The sequence below is a fragment of the Flavobacterium sp. WC2509 genome (assembly GCF_052683105.1).
Window position 1 is genome coordinate 2,752,246 of the sequence record NZ_JBQZFG010000001.1, and the last position, 22,070, is coordinate 2,774,315.

Annotated in this window: 16 protein-coding genes; all 16 read left to right on the top strand. The window is 32.2% G+C overall.

Annotated features, from left to right (window positions below; genetic code table 11):
- The first annotated feature begins 29 nt into the window (after positions 1–29).
- The 16 genes from ACUN3A_RS11435 to ACUN3A_RS11510 all read left to right on the top strand — a co-directional run bounded on the left by ACUN3A_RS11435 (position 30) and on the right by ACUN3A_RS11510 (position 22,058).
- The gene (locus tag ACUN3A_RS11435) at positions 30–956 is read left to right on the top strand and encodes a PorP/SprF family type IX secretion system membrane protein (RefSeq protein ID WP_445551418.1); all 927 of its coding nucleotides are present in this window, start codon (positions 30–32) and stop codon (positions 954–956) included.
- Between the two features lie 11 nt (positions 957–967).
- The gene (locus tag ACUN3A_RS11440; protein ID WP_445551419.1) at positions 968–2,911 is read left to right on the top strand and encodes an OmpA family protein; all 1,944 of its coding nucleotides are present in this window, start codon (positions 968–970) and stop codon (positions 2,909–2,911) included.
- A gap of 112 nt (positions 2,912–3,023) precedes the next feature.
- Entirely contained in the window at positions 3,024–3,449 is a 426-nt protein-coding gene (locus ACUN3A_RS11445; RefSeq protein WP_445551420.1) for a CBS domain-containing protein, read from the top strand.
- Between the two features lie 150 nt (positions 3,450–3,599).
- Positions 3,600–5,885, top strand: coding sequence for an NADP-dependent malic enzyme (locus ACUN3A_RS11450; RefSeq protein ID WP_445551421.1), 2,286 nt, complete (start codon positions 3,600–3,602; stop codon positions 5,883–5,885).
- A 148-nt stretch (positions 5,886–6,033) separates the two neighbouring features.
- Entirely contained in the window at positions 6,034–6,615 is a 582-nt protein-coding gene (gene ruvA, locus ACUN3A_RS11455) for a Holliday junction branch migration protein RuvA (RefSeq protein WP_445551422.1), read from the top strand.
- 21 nt (positions 6,616–6,636) lie between these two features.
- Entirely contained in the window at positions 6,637–13,791 is a 7,155-nt protein-coding gene (gene sov, locus ACUN3A_RS11460) for a T9SS outer membrane translocon Sov/SprA (protein WP_445551423.1), read from the top strand.
- A gap of 84 nt (positions 13,792–13,875) precedes the next feature.
- A complete protein-coding gene (gene gcvH / locus ACUN3A_RS11465; protein WP_445551424.1) occupies positions 13,876–14,256 on the top strand; it encodes a glycine cleavage system protein GcvH in 381 nt (126 codons plus the stop codon).
- 130 nt (positions 14,257–14,386) lie between these two features.
- Positions 14,387–14,641 (top strand): VanZ family protein, encoded by a 255-nt coding sequence (locus tag ACUN3A_RS11470; protein ID WP_445552835.1) that lies wholly within the window; start codon positions 14,387–14,389, stop codon positions 14,639–14,641.
- 99 nt (positions 14,642–14,740) lie between these two features.
- Positions 14,741–15,484 (top strand): deoxyribose-phosphate aldolase, encoded by a 744-nt coding sequence (gene deoC, locus ACUN3A_RS11475; protein WP_445551425.1) that lies wholly within the window; start codon positions 14,741–14,743, stop codon positions 15,482–15,484.
- A gap of 16 nt (positions 15,485–15,500) precedes the next feature.
- Positions 15,501–17,615: a gliding motility protein RemB gene (locus ACUN3A_RS11480; protein ID WP_445551426.1), complete on the top strand. Its 2,115-nt coding sequence runs from the start codon at positions 15,501–15,503 to the stop codon at positions 17,613–17,615.
- A 155-nt stretch (positions 17,616–17,770) separates the two neighbouring features.
- Positions 17,771–18,673, top strand: a complete 903-nt coding sequence (gene cyoE / locus ACUN3A_RS11485; protein ID WP_445551427.1) for a heme o synthase — start codon at positions 17,771–17,773, stop codon at positions 18,671–18,673.
- 2 nt (positions 18,674–18,675) lie between these two features.
- Positions 18,676–19,263, top strand: coding sequence for a cytochrome c oxidase subunit 3 (locus tag ACUN3A_RS11490; protein WP_445551428.1), 588 nt, complete (start codon positions 18,676–18,678; stop codon positions 19,261–19,263).
- Between the two features lie 42 nt (positions 19,264–19,305).
- Positions 19,306–20,280, top strand: a complete 975-nt coding sequence (locus ACUN3A_RS11495) for a cytochrome c oxidase subunit 3 (protein ID WP_445551429.1) — start codon at positions 19,306–19,308, stop codon at positions 20,278–20,280.
- A 17-nt stretch (positions 20,281–20,297) separates the two neighbouring features.
- Positions 20,298–20,648: a cytochrome C oxidase subunit IV family protein gene (locus tag ACUN3A_RS11500; RefSeq protein ID WP_445551430.1), complete on the top strand. Its 351-nt coding sequence runs from the start codon at positions 20,298–20,300 to the stop codon at positions 20,646–20,648.
- An 83-nt stretch (positions 20,649–20,731) separates the two neighbouring features.
- Positions 20,732–21,385 (top strand): hypothetical protein, encoded by a 654-nt coding sequence (locus tag ACUN3A_RS11505; protein WP_445551431.1) that lies wholly within the window; start codon positions 20,732–20,734, stop codon positions 21,383–21,385.
- Entirely contained in the window at positions 21,372–22,058 is a 687-nt protein-coding gene (locus ACUN3A_RS11510; protein ID WP_445551432.1) for an SCO family protein, read from the top strand. Before ACUN3A_RS11505 ends, ACUN3A_RS11510 begins: the two co-directional genes overlap by 14 nt.
- The last annotated feature ends 12 nt before the right edge of the window (positions 22,059–22,070 follow it).

A 22,070-nucleotide genomic window follows, 5' to 3' on the forward strand; every position in this document is an offset into this window, starting at 1 on the left:
CCTCAAGTTGTTATAAATAAAAATTACAAATGAAGAAAAAAATAATCGGGTTGGTAGTAATCTTTTTTACAATTGCTAGTTATGCCCAGCAAGATGCTCAGTATACACAATATATGTATAACCCCATTGTTGTAAATCCAGCTTATGCAGGTTCTAGACAGGCTTTGAGTGTATTTGCTCTGCATCGTACACAATGGGTTGGATTGGAAGGAGCGCCGGTAACAAATTCATTCTCAATTAATACTCCTTTTAATGAAAGTAAAGTGGGCTTGGGTTTGTCATTTGTGAATGATCGAATAGGGCCTTCGGTAGAGAATAATATTGCGGTAGATTTTTCATATACCATTCCGGTAAATTATCAGTATAAAATGTCTTTTGGATTAAAAGCGAGTGCCAATTTGTTGGATGTAGATTTTTCAAAACTAGATTATTATCCAGGGAATTCAATCTTTGAAAATAATATAGATAATAAGTTTTCGCCTAATATTGGAGTTGGATTCTATTTGCATTCTGATAATAGTTACATAGGAATATCAGCTCCCAATTTATTAGAAACTAAGCATTATGATAAATCAGCAACGTCAGCTTCAGTGAGTCATATTGCAACCGAAAAAATTAATTATTATTTGATAGCAGGATATGTATTTGATTTGAATCCAGATTTAAAACTGAAACCTTCTTTGCAAACCAAATATGTTCAAGGTGCGCCTCTACAAGTTGATGTTTCGACTAATTTCATGATAAATGAAAAATTTGTTGCCGGTTTAGCATATAGATGGAGTGCTGCTATGAGTGCTATGGTAGGATTTCAAGCAACTAAATCTTGGTTTATAGGATACAGTTATGATTTTGAAACAACCGAATTAGCGAATTACAATTCAGGTTCACATGAGATTTTCTTGCGATTTGAATTGTTTAATGCTTACGACAAAATTATTTCTCCAAGATTCTTCTAATACTGATGCGTATGAAAATTAAAAATATAGTTTATAGTCTCTTTCTAAGTTTTTTCTTTGTTAATGGTTTTGCTCAAAAAACAATATTGTCAAAAGCCGAAAAGGAGTATAATAGTTATGCTTTTGTAGATGCGATTACTAATTATGAAAAAGTAGCAGAAAAAGGATATCAAGATGAAAAAATGTTTCAAAAACTGGGGAATGCTTATTATTTTAAGGCAGAATTACCACAGTCTTTAAAATGGTATGATCAACTGTTTAGCTCTTACCCAGATCAAGAAGCTGAATATTTTTATAGGTATTCACAAGCTTTAAAATCTTCGGGTAACTACGTTAAAGCAGACCAAATGTTAGAGCAGTTTGTCTTGAAAACAAAAAAGGATAAACGAGCAGAATTATTCAGCGAAAATAGAACTTATCTAGAAGAAATTAAAGCCAATTCAAATCGTTATGAAGTCGTAGATGCAGAGGTGAATTCAGAATTTTCAGATTATGGAAGTGCTTTCTTAGGAACAAAACTGGTATTTGCTTCGGCAAGAGATACAGGAGGTGTTTCTAAAAAAGTCTTTAAATGGACCAATAAATCTTTTACAAATTTATATTGGGCAGAAATCAAACCCGATGGTGGAATGGGAAAACCAGAGCGTTTTGAACGTAAAATTAATTCAAAATTTAATGAATCAACCCCAGTTTTTACTCAAGATGGTAAGACAATGTATTTTACCAGAAATAATTTTTTAGAAGGAAAAAGAGGAAGAGATACAAATAAAATTACGCTGCTAAAACTTTATAAAGCAGTATTGAATAATGATGGACAATGGGTCGATGTAAAGGAATTACCATTTAATAGTAATAATTATAGTGTTGCCCATCCCGCTTTGAGTATTGATGAAAAAACCTTGTATTTTGCTTCAGACATGCCAGGCACTTTCGGTCAGTCTGATTTGTTTAAAGTTAAAATTAATGAAGACGGTACTTATGGTTCTCCAGAAAATTTAGGGTCACAAATTAATACCGAAGGCAGAGAAACTTTTCCTTTTATTTCAAGTGATAATGATTTGTATTTTGCTAGTGATGGAAGGCCAGGTTTAGGTGGATTGGATGTCTTTGTTGCTAAAATCGAAAAAGATGGTAGTTTCTATAATATTCAAAATCTAGGAGAACCAATCAATAGTACAGAGGATGATTTTGCTTATATAATAAATACTAAAAATCGAAATGGATTTTTTTCTTCTAATAGAGAACGAGGAAAAGGATATGATGATATTTATCGTTTTGTTGAAAATGAAAAATTAACTTGTGATGCAATATTAACAGGTATTGTAACTGATTTTGATTCAAAACAAATATTAATTGGGGCTAAGGTAACTTTGTTTGATAATGATTTTAAACCACTTCAAGTAACACAAACGGATGCTAATGGACGATATAAATTTCCTGTTGATTGCGGGAAAAGCTATTACATTCGAGGTGAGAAAGAAGAATATCAAACTAAAGAAGATTTCGTTCGAACCAATTTTTACAGCAAAAATAAAGAGTACCCACTAGTGTTAGAGCGACGACTCAAACCAATAAGTGTAGGAACAGATTTGGCAAAAGTATTAGATATTCCGATAATTTATTTTGATTTAGATAAATCATTTATTCGTAAAGATGCAGCCTTTGAACTGTCCAAAATATTAGCGGTTATGCAAGAACATCCAGGTTTGAAAATCGAAGTACGTTCGCATACAGACAGTCGTCAAAGTGCCAAATACAATCAAAAATTATCAGACAGAAGAGCAAAAGCTACTGTGGCTTGGTTGATAGAAAATGGTATTAATTCTGTTCGATTAAGTGGAAAGGGATTTGGAGAATCTCAATTAGTAAATCAATGTGCAGATGGTGTAAAATGTACCGAAGAAGAGCATCAAGCTAATAGAAGAAGTGAATTTATTATTGTTTCGATGCAGTAATGTCGAAACACTTTGGTCTTTGAATTATTGTTTTAGGATATAAAATATTTTTATTGTTTTGCTTTTCGTATGTCTTTTTTTTCTAAATTTAACTTTCTAAAATTTAACGATTATGACTGTAAATCAGATATTAAGAACAAAAGGAGCTGAAGTTTATTCTGTAATTTCAACCATTACGGTATTCGAAGCATTACGGGTTATGGGAGAAAAAAACATAGGAGCTATTCTTGTAATTGATGATGGAGTTTTAAAAGGAATTTTATCGGAGAGAGATTATGCTAGAAAAATTGTTTTAAAAGATAAATCATCAAAAAAAACACCCGTAAACGAAATCATGGAGACCGAGGTAATTACCGTAAAGCCTTCGGATAATTTGGAGTTCTGTATGGAATTAATGAGTGGAAAAAGAATTAGACATTTACCAGTGATTGAAAATGATTTAATAATTGGACTTGTCTCTATAGGGGACGTAGTAAAAGCTATAATTGAAGTTCAAAAGGAAACTATCAAACATTTGGATTCTTATATTTCACGTTAAGAGTCTGTTGAGATTTTTATTTAATAGCTACATATTCTGTGTAGCTTTTTTTTTAGGCATATATTATCTGAAAATAAATAAAAGAACAAGATAATGACGTCTGTTTTTAGTACAAGTCCGTTATCTTTGTCCTTTGAAAAAACAATATAAATGGACAAGAATAGTAAAAGAAGAGAAGCGTTATTGTATCACGCTAAGCCAACTCCAGGAAAAATACAAGTAGTCCCTACCAAAAGTTATGCAACACAACGAGATTTATCTTTGGCTTATTCGCCAGGAGTTGCAGAGCCATGTTTAGAAATCGCAAAAGATGTTAATAATGTTTATAAATATACTGCAAAAGGTAATCTAGTAGCAGTAATTACTAACGGAACAGCTGTTTTAGGTCTTGGTGATATTGGACCAGAAGCTTCAAAACCAGTAATGGAAGGTAAAGGTCTTTTGTTTAAAATATTTTCGGATATCGATGTATTTGATATAGAGATTGGAACCAAAGATATAGAGGAATTTATTCAAACGGTAAAGAACATTGCGCCAACATTTGGTGGAATTAATTTAGAAGATATTAAAGCGCCCGAGTCATTTGAAATCGAAAGAAGATTAGTTGAAGAACTAAATATTCCTGTGATGCACGATGATCAACACGGGACGGCTATTATATCAGCAGCAGCTTTAATCAATGCACTGGAATTGGCTAATAAAAAATCCGAAGATGTAAAAATGGTTATTTCTGGTGCTGGATCTGCAGCTATTGCTTGTGCTGATTTATACGTTTTATTAGGAGTAAGAAGAGAGAATATTTTGATGTACAACAGCAAAGGTCTTTTAACTAAAGATAATCCTAGTTTATCTAATTTACAGCAAAAATATGCTTTTGACGGAGCTTCGATTAGTCTAGTGGATGCAGTAAAAGGGGCAGATGTTTTCATAGGATTATCAACTGGAGATATTATGTCTGCTGAAATGTTGTTAACAATGGCAGATAATCCTATTGTTTTTGCAATGGCCAATCCAAATCCTGAAATTGGTTATAATCTTGCTGTCGAAACACGTAAGGATGTAATTATGGCTACTGGCCGTTCAGATCATCCTAATCAAGTGAATAATGTACTTGGGTTTCCTTATATTTTTAGAGGGGCATTAGATGTTCGTGCTACAAAGATTAATGAAGCAATGAAAATGGCAGCTGTAAAATCGCTTGCTGCACTTGCCAAACAAAATGTGCCTGAACAAGTGAATATTGCTTATGGAGCTACAAAATTAGGTTTTGGTAGAGAATATATTATTCCAAAACCTTTTGATCCAAGATTGATTGCAGAGGTTGCTCCTGCAGTTGCAAAAGCAGCTATGGAATCTGGTGTTGCTTTAAATCCAATAACAGATTGGGACAAATATAGAGAAGAATTATTGGATCGTTTGGGTAACGATAATAAAATGATTCGTTTGATTACAAACAGAGCCAAAACAGATCCTAAAAGAATTGTCTTTGCCGAAGCGGAACAATTAGATGTTTTAAAGGCAGCTCAAATTGTTTTTGAAGAAGGTATTGGATTTCCAATTTTATTAGGAAATAAAGAAATTATTCTTGAATTAAAAGAAGAGTTAGGTTTTGATGACGATATTGTAATTATTGATCCAAAACTAGACGAAGAAAAAGAGAGAAGAAACCGATATGCAACTACTTTATGGGAGTCTAGAAAAAGAAACGGAATGTCGTTTTATGATGCTGAGAGATTCATGAGAGAACGAAATTATTTCGCTGCTATGATGGTTAATACTGGAGAAGCTGATGGTTTAGTTTCTGGATATTCTAGAAGTTACCCTTCGGTTGTGAAACCAATGTTGCAAGTAATTGGGAAAGCGCCTCATGCTTCATTAGTAGCGACTACTAATATTATGATGACAGCTAGAGGACCTATGTTTTTGTCAGATACTGCAATAAATATAGATCCAACGGCAGAGGAATTGGCAAAGATTGCGGTTATGACTGCTAATACAGCAAAGATGTTTGGAGTCGAACCAGTGATAGCAATGGTTTCTTATTCTAATTTTGGTTCTTCGGTAAATAAAAGTGCTGTAAAAGTGAAAGAAGCTGTAGCCTATTTACATGAACATCATCCGGAAATTATTGTTGATGGAGAAGTTCAAGCTGATTTTGCTTTGAATCCAGATATGTTAGCGGCTAAATTTCCTTTTTCAAAGTTGGCAGGAAAAAAAGTGAATACTTTGGTTTTTCCAAATCTTGAATCGGGTAACATCACTTATAAATTGATGAAAGAGCTGAATAAGAATGGCTCAATCGGACCAATTATGATGGGAATGAAACATCCAGTCCATGTTTTTCAGTTAGGTGCTAGTGTTGAGGAGATGGTGAATATGGCTGCAATTGCAGTTATTGATGCACAAGAAAAAAGTTTGAGATTAAAAAATAAATAGAATTAAAATACTTAAAGATTAAAGTTTGAGATTTAAAGATTAAAAATGCAATGTGCTGGTTTATACGTTAAAAGTGTTGACCAACTATTAACAGTGTGTTTGTCTTTTAATCTCAAATTTTATTATATTTGGACAGATAAATTGTTTTATGATAGCACATTTGCAAGGAAAGTTAGTAGAAAAAAATCCTACCGAAGTAGTGATTGATTGTAATGGTGTTGGTTATCATGTAAATATATCGTTACATACCTATTCTTTATTACCTAATGCCGATTTTATAAAATTGTATACGTATCTTCAAATAAAGGAAGATGCACATACTTTGTTTGGTTTTGTTGAAAAATCTGAAAGAGAGATTTTTAAAATGTTATTATCAGTATCTGGAATTGGTGCAAGTATTGCCCGTACGATGCTCTCATCTTTAGACCCAAAACAAATTATTAATGCGATCGCTTCTGGTGATGTTGTGACTATTCAAAAAATAAAAGGAATTGGTAGCAAAACAGCACAAAGAGTAATTCTCGACTTGAAAGAGAAGGTGTTAAAATTATATGATTTGGATGAAGTTTCAATGTTACAAAGCAATACAAATAAAGATGAAGCGTTATCTGCTTTAGAAGTTCTTGGTTTTGTTAGAAAAACTTCTGAAAAAGTCATTGAAAAAATTGTCAAAGAAGATCCAGAGGCTACAGTGGAAACTATAATAAAAAAAGCTTTAAAAAATTTATAAGAGGTCATAAGCCCAGTTGATATGCATAAAATTTACATTTTTTTATTGGTGTTTTTTTGTGGCTTTGTGTCTCAGGCTCAAGTGCAAGACGTAGTGCAGGATACTATTAAAAAAGGATATGATGTTGGTGAACTTCAATTATCAAACCCAAAGAGTATATTATCGGCCTATACCTACGATCCTATAACTAATACTTATGTTTATAATAGTTCGATTGACGATTTTAACATCAATTATCCTATAGTTTTAACGCCAGCTGAATACGAAAAATTGATGCTTAAAGAATCAATGAGTAAGTATTTTGGAAAAAAATTAGATGCAATTGATGGAAATAAAGCTGGAAGTGAAGCGGCAAAAAAAGATTTATTGCCTCGATATTATATTAAGTCAGGACTTTTTGAATCTATTTTTGGTAGTAATACCATCGATGTAAAACCAACTGGATCTGTCGAAATCGATTTGGGGTTATTGTATACAAAACAAGATAATCCAGCATTTTCGCCTAGAAATAGAACCAATACTTCGTTCGATTTTAATCAACGAATAAGTATGAGTTTGCTAGGGAAAGTAGGTACCCGACTTCAGGTAAATGCTAATTTTGATACACAATCGACTTTTGCTTTTCAAAATTTAATAAAACTAGAATATACTCCAGCAGAAGACGATATTGTTCGAAAAATTGAAGTAGGAAATGTAAGCATGCCTCTAAATAGTACCTTGATTCAAGGTGCTCAAAGTCTGTTTGGAGTAAAAACCGAATTGCAATTTGGTAAAACTAGTATTACAGGCGTTTTCTCTGAACAAAAATCGCAGGCCAAAAGTGTAACTGCACAAGGAGGAGGAACCGTTCAGGAATTTGAAATGTATGGTTTAGATTATGACAATGACAGGCACTTTTTCTTGTCTCAATATTTTAGAGATAAGTATGATGGTTCTTTAAAAAATTATCCTTTTATAGATTCAAGAGTTCAAATCACAAGATTAGAAGTTTGGATTACCAATAAGCAAAATAGAGTAAATTCTACAAGTAATAATTTAAGAAATATCATCGCGTTACAGGATTTAGGGGAAGCTCAATTATCTAATGTGCCTGATAATAAAGTAGTGGTGTTAAATCCTTCAACAGGAATGTTCGTAAAGCCTATGGATTCTCCATCAGATAATACGAATAACTTATATGATCCTACTTTAATTAATAATAATGCAGGATATTTAAATAGTAGTATCCGTGAAATTGTAACAGCAAGTTCTGGTTTTTCTCCTTCAATCAGTGTTAATGAAGGACAAGATTATTCCAAATTAGAAAATGCTAGAAAGTTGTTGCCTAATGAATATACTTTTAATGCTCAATTAGGATATATTTCATTGCAACAAAGATTAGGAAATGACGAAATTTTAGCGGTTGCTTATCAATATTCTATTGGAGATAAAATCTATCAAGTAGGAGAGTTTGGTAATGATGGTGTTGAAGCGACAGTTGTTGGTGGAAGTCAATCAAGCCAAACTGTTGTTTCTCAGACTTTAATTTTGAAAATGTTAAAGAGTAGTTTGACCAATGTAAGTAATCCAGTTTGGAATTTAATGATGAAAAATATTTATCAAATTCCAAATGCTTACCAACTGATTCAAGAAGATTTTAGGTTAAATGTCTTGTATAAAAATCCAGCGCCATTAAATTATATTTCACCAGTTCCAGGGACTTCATTTCCGGCAAATCCAACAGCTGATAATACAGTAGAAAATACTACTTTATTGAAAGTTCTTAATTTGGATAAATTAAATTACAATAATGATCCGCAAGCAGGAGGAGATGGTTTTTTTGATTTTATTCCAGGAATGACGGTTGATACTCAAAACGGAAGAATGATTTTTACTACCAAAGAACCCTTTGGAGAGTTGTTATTTTCTAAGTTAAAAAATCAAGGTTCTTCAGAAGATTATAATGATGTAAACACCTATAATGATAATCAAAAAAAATATGTGAACCCTTATATGTATCGCGTTACTCAAGCGGGAGCGATTCAATATCCAGAGTTGAATAAGTTTTTATTAAGAGGGAAATTTAAATCTGTTGGAGGTGATGGAATTTCTATTGGTGCTTTCAATGTTCCTTTAGGTTCCGTAAAAGTTACTGCAGCGGGTAGGGTTTTGGTCGAAGGTGTTGATTATAGTGTCAATTATCAATTAGGGAAAGTTCAAATTCTTGATCCTTCTTTACAAGCTTCAAATACACCGATTGAGATTTCATTAGAAAATAACTCTGTATTTGGTCAACAAACTAGAAGGTTTTTTGGAGTGAATGTAGATCATTTAATTTCAGAGAATTTTATGGTCGGGGCTACTTTTTTGAATATGAAAGAAAAGCCATTTACCCAAAAATCGAGTTACGGACAAGAATCTGTTAATAATAGCGTCTTTGGATTACATGGTAATTTTTCTTCTGAAGTTCCATTTTTTACTCGTTTAGTTAATAAGCTTCCTAATATAGATACGGATGCACCATCTTCTATTGCTGTAAGTGGAGAGTTTGCTTACTTGATGCCCAATGCTGCTGATGGTGATAAGTTTCAAGGAGAGTCTACTATTTATGTTGATGATTTTGAAAGTTCTCAGTCTTCAATAGATTTGCGTTCTCCTTATGCATGGAGTCTATCTTCTACACCAACCAATGAAAATGCTACGAAACCTACTATTTATGACTTTAAGGGTAATTTAGATGGGTTGATTTATGGTTCTAAAAGAGCAAAATTATCATGGTATTCTATAGATCCTGTTTTTTATACCTCAAAACCATCAGGAATTTCAAATGATGATTTGTCTACGAATGCAACAAGAAGAGTATATAGTGAAGAATTGTATCCGTTAACGGATATCGTACAAGGACAGTCACTTGTTGTAAGCACATTGGATTTGAGTTATTATCCAAAAGAGCGTGGTCCATATAATAATTACTTAAATGTAGGTGATGTGCCGAATGAGAATTTTGGAGGTATTGTAAGATCATTAAGTTCAACAAATTTCGAACAAAGTAACGTAGAGTATATTCAATTCTGGGTTATGGATCCTTATATAGGTGAAGGAAAAACTACGAATACCAATGCGGGTAAAATTTACTTTAATCTTGGGGAGATTTCCGAAGATGTCTTGAAAGATGGTCGTAAAGTATATGAAAATGGTTTTGGACCTGATCAGATTATGGCAAATCCAGCACCAGTTTGGGGTAATGCACCAGCATCACAATCATTAATTTATGCATTTGATAATGTCGAAAGTAATCGTGTTAATCAAGATATTGGTTTTGATGGACTTTCCTCGAAGGAAGAAGCAAAAGTATATACTAATTATGCATCAGATCCTGATCCTGCAGGTGATGATTATCTTTATTATTTGAATACTACTGGAAATGTATTGGATCGCTATAAAAAATATAACGGTGTAGAGAACAATTCTACAGTAAGTATAAATTCTCCAAATAGAGGGTCAACAACACTTCCAGATGTTGAGGACGTAAATAGAGATAATACAATGAATACGATTAATGCATATTACGAATATAGCATTGATATGAAGCCTAATATGACTGTTGGAGAAAATTATATATCTGATGTACGTAATACGGTAGTGACTTTAGCAAATGGAGCTACTACAGAAGCAAGATGGATTCAGTTTAAGATTCCTATTTCTCAGCCTCAAAATACCATTGGGAAAATTGCAGATTTTAGATCTATCCGTTTTATGAGGATGTTTTTGACCAATTTTACAGACCAAGTTACTCTTCGTTTTGGAGCTTTAGATCTGATTCGTGGAGAATGGAGACGTTATGCAAATTCATTGGATACAAATGATTTAAATGTAGATGATGATGCTACTGTTTTTGAAACAGCTTCTGTTAATATTGAAGAAAACGCTAATAGATGTCCTATCAATTATGTAAGTCCTCCAAGTGTACAAAGAGAGCAATTGTATAATAATAATACGGTTATCAATCAGAATGAGCAATCATTATCTATGCGAATTTCTGGAGGTGGATTAGAGCCACTGGATGGTCGTGGTGCTTTCAAAAATTTTAATATTGACATGCGTCAATATAATAACCTAAAAATGTTTTTGCATGCTGAATCTTTACCAGGAGAAATAGCATTAAAAGACAATCAATTGGTTGCTTTTATGCGTATTGGAGCCGATTATTCTGAAGATTTTTATCAGATAGAAATTCCTTTGAAGGTGACAAATGCACCTTCTTCTGGAGATAAAAACTGTCCGGCTTTGAGTCCAGAATTAGTTTGGCCATCAGATAATGAAATCAATTTATCTCTTGCATTATTAACGAATTTGAAATTAAAATCTTTAAAAATTGACAAGAATAGTTTACCAGCCGATGGTATTTATTTCGCTGATGACGACCCTAATGTTGAAGGAGGAGATGGTGATACTAAGTTGCGTCTTGGGATAAAAGGGAATCCAAACTTAGGTTTGATTCGAAATGTCATGCTTGGAGTAAAAAGTAATGAGCCTCATCAGGATATCAAGGGTGAAGTTTGGTTTAATGAGCTTCGTTTAGCAGATATGGATAATAAAGGTGGAATAGCTGCTTTATTAAATGTTGATACTAATTTTGCCGATTTAGCTACGGTTTCATTAACGGGGAATATTAAAAATTTTGGATTTGGAACAATTGAACAAGGGCCAAACGAAAGAAGTCGAGAAGATATTCAACAATATAATGTGGTGACCAATATTAATTTAGGAAGATTTTTGCCTAAAAAATGGGGGGTTAGTTTGCCTTTTAATTATTCCATTGGAGAGGAAGTTATTACGCCTGAATATGATCCGTTTTATGAAGATATTAAGTTAAAACAAGTTTTGGATGACGCTGAAACTGACGCTGAAAGAAAAGCGAAGTTGACACAAGCCATTGATTATACCAAACGTAAAAGCATTAACTTAATTGGTGTACGTAAAGATCGTAGCCCAGTAAAAAAACCAATGCCTTATGATGTTGAAAATTTTACTTTTTCGCAGTATTATAATGAAGTAGAACGTCATGATTTTGAAATTCAACAAAATACTGATCAACAATCCAGAACAACTGTGGATTATGCTTTTGCATTTCAGCCAAAGCCAATAGAGCCATTTCAGAAAGCGAAGTTTACTAAAAAAAGTTCTTATTGGAAGTTTTTAAGTGATCTTAATTTTAATTATTTGCCTTCTAGTGTTACTTTTAATACTAATGTAGTAAGACAATATAACGAACAGCAATTTAGACAAGTTGAAGATATTGGAATTGGTTTTGAACCTTTATACAGAAGGAATTTTGGATTTAATTACGAGTATGGATTTAATTTTAATTTGACAAAATCTTTAAAGATTAATTATAAGGCAGCTTCTCGAAATTTAGTTAGAAATTATTTAGATGAAAATGACGTACCTATTGATAATGTAACTATTTGGGATGGTTATTTTGATCCAGGAACAGCTAATTTTCACATGCAACAGTTTATTTTAAATTATGAAATTCCGCTAAATAAAATTCCGGTTTTAGGATTTATCAAAGCGAATTATTCATATACAGGAGATTATAGTTGGCAAAAAGCGTCAACAGCATTAAGCAATATAACGATTGATAGTCAGGTTTATAATTTAGGAAATACGGTTCAAAATGCACAATCGAGTATTTTTAATACGACCTTAAATATGGAAACCTTATATAAATATATTGGGATTTCTAAAGGTGCAACTAAAGCTCCTCCTAAAGTTATGGGACCTCCAAAACCTGGAGAAAAAATTGTAAAAGCAGCTCCTGTAAAAATCAGTAATCAAAATCCGTTTATGGATGGTTTAAAAGGCGTATTAACTAGTGTGAAAAGTATTCAGTTAACGTTTACTGAAAATCAAGGTACTGTGTTGCCTGGATATACGCCAAGTGTAGGCTTTTTTGGGTCTTCAAAACCTACTTTAGGATTTGTTTTTGGTAGTCAAAGTGATGTGCGTTATGAGGCTGCTAAAAATGGCTGGTTAACAACATATCAGGAGTTCAATCAAAATTATACGACTGTAAAAAATCAAATTTTTAAAGGTTCGGCCAATATAGAGTTGATTCCGGATCTTAAAATTGATTTATTGGCAGATCGTTCCTATTCTGAAAATTTTTCAGAACAATATGATGTCACCAATGGAAATTATAATTCAAGATCTCCTTATAATTATGGAATATTCTCTATCTCGACTGTATTAATAGGAACTTCATTTAGCACTAGTAATGAAATACATTCTACAGCTTTTGATCAGTTTAGAAATAATAGAATTGTTGTAGCTAATAGGCTTGCTGTAGAAAGAGGAATTGATATTACTAATCCGGCTAATCTTGATTCCAAAGGATTTCCTCTAGGTTTCTCGGGTTCAAGCCAGGCGGTTTTATTGCCTTCGTTTTTGGCAGCGTATTCTGGAAATAGTGCAGATAATGTTTCTTTTGATATCTTTAAAAGTTTTCCAATACCCAATTGGGCTATTAAATATAATGGATTAATGCGATATGAATTTTTCAAGAAGACTTTTAAACGTTTTTCTTTGCAGCAAAATTATAGAGCATCATATACTGTGAATTCTTTTAGATCAAATTATAATTATGTTAATAATCCAGGTGGTTTAGATGAAAGTGGTAATTATTATACACCTATTATTATGTCTAATGTTACTTTGGTAGAACAATTTAATCCGTTAGTGCGTGTGGATTTTGAATTAAAAAATTCATTTAAAATATTAACTCAGATCAATAGAGACAGGGCTTTATCGATGAGTTTTGATAACAATTTATTGACTGAAGTACATGGAGTAGAGTATGTAGTTGGATTAGGGTATAGAATAAAAGATGTGGTTTTTTCATCGAAACTAGCAGATAATCCAACGGGTGTTATAAAAAGTGATATCAATATAAAGGCCGATTTGACATATAGAGATGGTCAAACGATTGTGCGTTATTTGGATTATGATAACAATCAATTAGGAGGCGGACAAAACATTTGGACTTTAAATGCTACTGCTGATTATTCATTGAGTAAAAACCTAACGATTATTTTTTATTATAATCATTCTTTTTCTAAACCAGTTATTTCGACTTCTTTTCCTTTAACGAATATTAGTTCAGGATTTACTTTCCGTTATAATTTTGGAAATTAATTTTTAAAAATCTGAGCCATAATTGTACATAAGATTGTTACATTTGTGGCAAAATAAATAATTATTAATTATCAATACTATTTTATGAGCATACCAGCAAATTTAAAGTACACGAAAGATCACGAATGGGTTAGTCTTGAAGGCGATATTGCTACAGTAGGAATTACACATTTTGCACAAAAAGAATTAGGAGATATTGTATATGTTGAGGTAGAAACTTTGGATCAATCTTTAGATAAAGATGAGGTTTTTGGTACTGTTGAAGCTGTGAAAACTGTGTCTGATTTATTTCTTCCTTTATCTGGCGAAATTATTGCTTTTAATGATACTTTAGAAAATACTCCAGAAAGTGTTAATGCAGATCCTTATGGTGACGGATGGATGATTAAAGTTAAAATTTCGAATCCTTCAGAAATAGAAGAATTACTTTCTAGTGAAGCTTATAAAGAACTTATAGGTGCCTAAATTTTTTCTTTTTTTAGTTGCATTATTATGGACAGGTATTGTGACTTATTTGTGTTTAGTAAAATCAAGCGATCTTCCTGTTATTGAGATTCCAAATTTAGATAAATGTATTCATACGTTTTTTCATTTAGTGTTTACTTTTGTCTGGTTTTTGTTTTTTTATAAACAGTTCAATTCAGATTCTATTTTTAAACCTTTATTGATTTCATTCTTGTTTTCGTTTGTGTTTGGGATAACAATAGAGGTTTTACAGGGCTTAGTAACATCAACAAGAAGCGCAGATGTTTTGGATGGTGTAGCTAATTTGGTTGGAGCATCATTAGCTGTTCTAACTGTTATAATTTGTAATAAGTACAATATTTTAAAAATAATAATAAAGAATTAATTCCCACTTCGGTGGGTTTTTTGTTTCTATTGAAGTTGGTTTGATGTCATCTCATTTGAATAATGTAATTTTGCATTTTTAACTTTTTAAATTGTGAGAATGGATATTAAAAATTATTTGGATTCGACCTATTTAAAAACAAATAGTCAGGCAGGTTTAAGCGAAAGTGAGAACGAAGCTGTTGCTCAAAAATTTATTCAAGAAGCAATAGATGAAAACTTCAAGCTGATAATGATTCGTCCTGATAGAGTCGCTTTAGCAAGTCAAATGATTGTCGAAGCGAATTCAAAGGTTTTAGTAGGCACGGTTATTGATTTTCCTGAAGGGAGTTCTTCTATCATTAAAAAGTTAGAAGAAGCTTTTGAATGTATTCAGAATGGTGCTGATGAATTAGATTTCGTTTGTAATTATGAAGCTTTTAAGGCAGGTAAAATCGATCTGGTTAAAGATGAAATATTGAAAGGGACTCAACTGGGACTGAGTAATAATAAAATTGTAAAATGGATTATTGAAGTAGCAGCACTCAATGATGCACAAATAGCCGAACTAACTGCATTAATTAAAAATGTGGTAGTCGCTAATTTTAAACCAGAAGCATATAGTTCTGTTTTTGTGAAATCATCTACAGGTTTTTTTAAAACTGAAAATGATTTGCCTAATGGAGCTACAATATCTTCAATTACTATAATGCTAAATAACGCTTCACCACTTCCAGTAAAAGCAGCTGGTGGAGTAAGAACTTATAAAGAAGCGATAGAAATGATCGATCTTGGTGTACAACGTATTGGGACATCGGGTGCAAAAGCTATTGCAAATGGTGAAGAAACATCTTCAAAATATTGATTTGACATAAAATAAAATGATTAAAAAAGCCCTGACTTTTCTTTTAATTTTTTCTGCATTCGCTATTAATGCGCAAACTCCAAGTAGTAATCACTCTGAATCTTCGGATGATCGATTCCCTGTTTTTCCAAATTGTAAAAATTTAGAGCGACAAGAATTAGAAACTTGTTTTTATAAAGAAGTGCAACAATTTGTGTATCAAAATTTTCAAGTGCCAGAAAAGCTGAAACAAAATCAATACAAAGGGATTGTAAAAGTGCTTTTTGAAGTTGATGCTGAAGGTAAGTTTAAAGTGTTATTTGTGAATTCAAGTAATGAAGAGTTAATAACAGAAACAAAAAGGGTTTTTGGTAAATTGCCAACAATAGATCCGCCAACTTATAATGGCAATCCAACGTATTCTAAGTTCAATTTAAGTATTGCGATTCCGTTATTATCTCCGGAGGAAATTGCCGCTGCTGCAAAAATCAAAAATGACAATATCAATATTAATGCTGGTTTAACAGAGTTAGATAGTATTGTTTATAAGCGATTTGATAATCCTCAATTTACAAGTCATTTAAGTATTCCTTTTTCGCATAGTTATTATGCTGAATTTGATGCAGAAATGAATAAAGTTGGAAGTAATAATCATACGGCTTCAAAACCATATACATATGCTGAAGTTGAAAAATATTATAATTTTCAAAAAGTCAATGCTAGTCTGATGAAGGACAAAAAGAGTTGGTGGGGACGAAAAACATGGAATGAAAATTTAGCCGAAATTCAGGGAGAAGATTATTGGTTCGCATTGAATTTTTTGTTTAATGTTCAAGGAGGTATTTCTAATCCAAGTTCAAGTGATTACACGTATGTGAATACACGAGCGCTTAACGTTAAAGGAGGGTTAGGTTCGCGTTTAAATTTTACTACTACTTTCTATGAGAGTCAAGGGCGTTTTGCTGATTATTATAATGCTTATGCTAATTCTATTAAACCATCTGGAGGTAATCCCGCTATCGTTCCAGGAATAGGGATTGCTAAGCAATATGGGACAGATGGTTATGATTTTCCTTTGGCGGATGCTAATATTACGTACAATGCTGCCAAGTTTTTGGATTTGCAATTAGGGTACGGTAAGAATTTTATTGGTGATGGGTATCGTTCTTTGCTTTTAAGTGATGGAGCTAGTCCGTATCCTTTTTTTAAGATTAATGCTAATTTTTGGAAAATAAAATATACTGTAGATTATATGTGGCTGAAAGATGTTCGTCCCGATGTTACACTAGATAAAACTTACGCTTCAAAATATGTTGTAAATCATTATTTGAGTTGGAATATATCCAATAGATTTAATTTAGGTTTATTTGAATCGGTTGTTTGGACCAATACAAATGGCAGAGGTTTTGATGCCAATTTTGTTAATCCTATTGTTTTTTACCGAGCTGTTGAGTTTTCTTCTTCTTCTAAAAGTGGTAATGCTCTTTTAGGATTTACATCAAAATATAAATGGAATAATCAAGTAAATCTTTATGGGCAATTTCTCATTGATGAGTTTTCTAGTGGTGATATTGCTGCCGGAGATGGTAGTTGGAAGAATAAATTAGGTTATCAATTAGGAGCTAAATATTATAAGGCATTTAATGTAGACAATTTGACCTTGCAATTAGAGTTTAATCATGTGCGTCCTTACGTGTACTCGCATAGTGAGCCAATTACAAATTATGGTCATAACAATCAAAGTTTAGGGCACCAATGGGGTGGTAATTTTCAGGAATTGGTTTTATTAGGCTATTATAACAAAGACCGTTTTTATGCCAATACTAAGTTTACTGTTGGAACTCGTGGTTTTGATTTTGATACTGCTGATAATACTTATAATTATGGACAAAATATCTACAAAGATTATGATACAAACAGACCTTATGATAAAGGGGTTAAAGTTGGTCAAGGAAATAAAACAAGTGTTTTTGTATCCGAAGTTCAAGTAGGATATTTGGTTAATCCGGCTACTAATTTTAAATTTTTTGGTAATTTTTTATATAGAAATTTTGATCCAACAACTAATACAGCAACTGTTTTTAAGGAACAGACAACTTGGTTTACTGTTGGTTTTAGGTCAGATGTGTTTAATTGGTACTTTGATTATTAGTATTTTTAGGATATAAATATTTTTTTCTTGGTGATTATGCCGTAAAAATGGATTAAAAAAGCAACAATTTTTTCAAATTATAAATTCATAGACCATTTTTGAATCTAATTTGTATCTTTGCACAAGTTTTCAAAAAAACATCAATATTATCTACATTGAGTACAACACCAAATTTCATTTCCATCAAATCTATTTATTTTGATTTTAAAGCAATTACAAAGGCTGGTTTAGCCATAAGTGTTGTCTTTTCTTCAATTGCAGGTTATGTTCTTGGTTTTGATAGCGCACATCCTTTTAGTTGGTTGGTTTTATTGAAACTAGCGATAGGAGGTTATTGCATGGTTGGAGCTTCGAATGCTTACAATCAGGTTATAGAAAAAGATTTAGATTCGTTGATGGATCGTACAAAAAATCGTCCTGTAGCATCAGGAAGGATGTCTCCTCGTTTGGCACTTCTTGTGGCAAGTCTGCTTACTGTTTTAGGTATTGCTTTGTTGTATACAATCAATCCAAAATCAGCCATGTTTGGCGCTATTTCTATTTTTCTATATACTAGTATTTATACACCACTTAAAACCGTAACACCACTTGCTGTTTTTGTAGGAGCTTTTCCTGGTGCAATTCCATTTATGTTAGGTTGGGTTGCAGCTACTGGTGAATTTGGAATAGAAGCAGGAACTTTGTTTTTAATTCAGTTTTTCTGGCAATTCCCTCATTTTTGGGCAATTGGCTGGTTTTTATATGAAGATTATGAAAAAGCAGGTTTCTTTATGTTGCCTACTGGTAAGAAAGATAAAGGAACATCATTGCAAATTATTTTATACAGCGTTTGGTTAATAATTGCATCATTGTTGCCTGCATTGGGGCGTACTGGGCATTTGTTTCTTTCTCCAATTGCTGCTGTTTTAGTATTGTTGCTTGGGCTTTGGGTATTGTTTTATTCAGTTCGATTGTATCAGATAAAAACGGCAAAAGCCGCACGAACATTAATGTTAGTTAGTGTTTCGTATATTACGTTATTGCAATTAGTGTATATAGTAGATAAATTTTTAAGATAATTATGGAAGTTACAATGACAGCCGGAGATTATAAATCGAGAACGGCAAGATCGTACAAATTGATATTGTTGTTCGCAATGGTGAGCATGACAATGATGTTTGCAGGTCTCACGAGTGCTTATGTGGTAAGTCAATCAAGAGCAGATTGGTTGAAGAATTTTCAATTACCGTCAGGTTTTTATTTTAGTACTATAGCTATTATTGGCTGTAGTGTTACTTTTCATTTGGCTAAAAAGGCTATTCAAAAGGACAATCAAAGTAAGACTACATTGTTGCTTTTGGCTACGCTGGCTTTAGGTATTTTGTTTGTAATAATGCAATTTGTTGGCTTTGGTCAGATAGTAGAAAATGGATATTATTTTACTGGAAGCGCCAGTTCTATTACTACCACTTTTTTGTATATTGTAGTAATTGTACATTTGTTGCACTTGGCTGGAGGTATGATATCATTACTAATTATTATTTATAATCATTTTAAACAAAAATATAATTCAACACAAACTCTTGGAATAGAACTAGGTGCGATGTACTGGCACTTTCTTGATTTCTTGTGGGTTTATTTATTTTTATTTTTATATTTCTTTAAATAAGAAAAAAACGTAAATTTGGGAACTTTTTAACGAATAACTTTTATGGAAGCGACAGTAACTACTGCAAATAGTGAAAAAACTTGGGGAGGCGGAAATGAGCCAATGGGAGCCAGTTATGGTAAATTAATGATGTGGTTTTTTATCGTATCAGATGCCTTAACGTTCTCTGGATTTTTAGCAGCCTACGGATTTTCTAGATTTAAATTTATTGAAACTTGGCCATTGGCCGATGAGGTGTTTACACACTTTCCGTTTTTACACGGAGTCTCAGCTCCGATGTATTATGTGGCATTGATGACTTTTATTTTGATTTTTTCATCTGTAACAATGGTTTTAGCCGTTGATGCAGGTCATCAAATGAAAAAAGATAAAGTTGCCATTTATATGTTTTTAACAATTATTGGAGGACTTATCTTCGTTGGTTCTCAAGCTTGGGAATGGAAAAACTTTATCAAAGGTGAATATGGTGCTGTTGAAACAACAGGAGGTAGTTTACTACAGTTTGTTGATAAAGAAGGACACCGTGTTGCTTTAGAAGAATTTGCAGCTAAATTGCCTGTTGAAAGAGAGCAGTTATCTAGAGCAAGAGGAAAATGGTTTATGGAAGAATCAACTATTCCTAACTATACTGTTGCTGAGGTTCAAGCTGGATTTAAAGCTCATCCTGAAGTTTTGATTAGAATTGAAACTCTAAATAAAGACAAAAAGAAAATTATACTTTCAAGAGAAGAATCTCAAGTGCGTTTGGATCAAGCTAAATTAGTAATCGAAGGAGCTAATCTAACTCATAATGAATACGGAAGTAAGCTTTTTGCTGATTTCTTCTTCTTTATCACTGGTTTCCACGGTTTCCACGTATTTTCAGGAATAGTAATCAATATCATCATTTTCTTTAATGTTCTTTTAGGAACTTATGAGAAAAGAGGTAGTTATGAAATGGTTGAAAAAGTGGGTCTGTACTGGCACTTTGTTGACTTAGTTTGGGTATTTGTATTCACATTCTTCTATTTAGTTTAATTTTAGATTTTATTATTATGTCACACGAACATGTTTCTAATACAAAAAGAATTTGGACTGTTTTCGGTCTTCTTTCTTTAATCACAACAGTTGAGGTTGCTTTTGGTATCATTAGACCAGATGCTTTATATATGAATACTTTTTTAACAATGAGTTTGTTAAACTGGTTGTTTATTATTTTGACTTTAGTTAAAGCTTATTATATTGTATGGGCATTTATGCACATGGAAGGTGAAAATAAATGGTTGAGAAGATCAGTTGTTTTACCATTAATATTCTTGGTTTGTTATTTACTTTTTATTTTATTGACTGAAGGAGATTATGTATTTGAGGTTTTTAAAAATTCTACTATTAAATGGAATTTTTAACTAGATATTAATTCAATATTAAAGGTGTCCGTTATAACGGATGCCTTTTTTTATTTTAATACAATAAATTATACAATACCATAATGAAAAAAAATATAGTTCTTTTTGTGTTGTTTGTATTGCCTATCGTAGCCTATCTTTTTTTCGCTTCAGGGGTTAATAGCTTTACAAAATTACCAGTAATAACGCATAAGATTCCTGATTTTGGTGAATGGAAATCTCTGAATGGTGAAAAAGTTAGTCTAAATAATAAAATTACGATTCTTGGTTTTTCGGGCACTGAAATTCTTAAAAACAGAGGTAATTATTTCAACTTAAATGAAAAAATTTACCAGCGCTATCATGATTTTAAAGATCTACAGTTTGTTGTTGTAGCTCCTTTAGGTACTGAAGAAGAAGTTAAAAGTGTACTTAGTGCTTTGGGAACTTTTACAGATGTGAGTAATTGGCATTTTGTTTTTACTACTCCAGAGGAAATTAAATTGTTTTATAGCCAATTAAAATTAAAAGGGAATCTGGAAGCTGATTTCGGAACTCCTAATGTTTACATTGTAGATAAAGAGAGAAACTTAAGAGGTAGAAAAGAAAAGAAAGGTTATAAAGAAGGGTATAGTACTTTTCATCCAGCAGATTTGAGTAATGAAATGTTAGATGATTTTAAGGTTATCCTCTATGAGTACCGCGCAGCTCTAAAAAAGAATCATAACGCAACAAAACAATTAGATGTTAAAAAATAAGTCATATATAGGAATTTCCTTTATCATACTAGTTTTTGGGATTTATGCAGTTCCTAAAATTGTTGAGAGGGTAAATAATAACAGTATTGTTCAAGGGGATCGTTTGGATAAAGTAGGCGGTTCTAAAGAAGAAGATCAAAAGTTAGTTAAAATTGGCCCTGCTCCAAAATTTGAACTGACAAATCAAGATAATGTAAAAGTATCGAATGATTTTTATAAAGGAAAAGTATATGTTTTAGAATTTTTCTTCGCTACTTGTCCTTCTATTTGTCCAAAAATGAATGCCAATATGGTAACATTGCAAAATACTTTTTTTGGAAATCCAAATTTTGGTATTGCTTCTATTACTATAGATCCTGTGCATGATACTCCAGAAGTTTTAAAAGAGCATGCTAAATTACTGGGTGTAAAATCTGCTAATTGGAATTTCTTGACTGGTGATAAAGGATATATCTATAATCTTTCTAATAAAGGTTTTAATATCTATGTAGGTGAAAATAGTAAGGTTAATGGAGGTTTCGAACATTCTGGTCTTTTTGCCTTGATTGATAAAAATGGTAATATCAGATGTAGAAAGGATGATTATGGAAATCCTATTTTATATTACGACGGACTTGAGAAAAAAGGAATCAGAGAAATTCAACAAGATATTCAGGCTTTGTTGAAAGAATAAATAGAATTACAA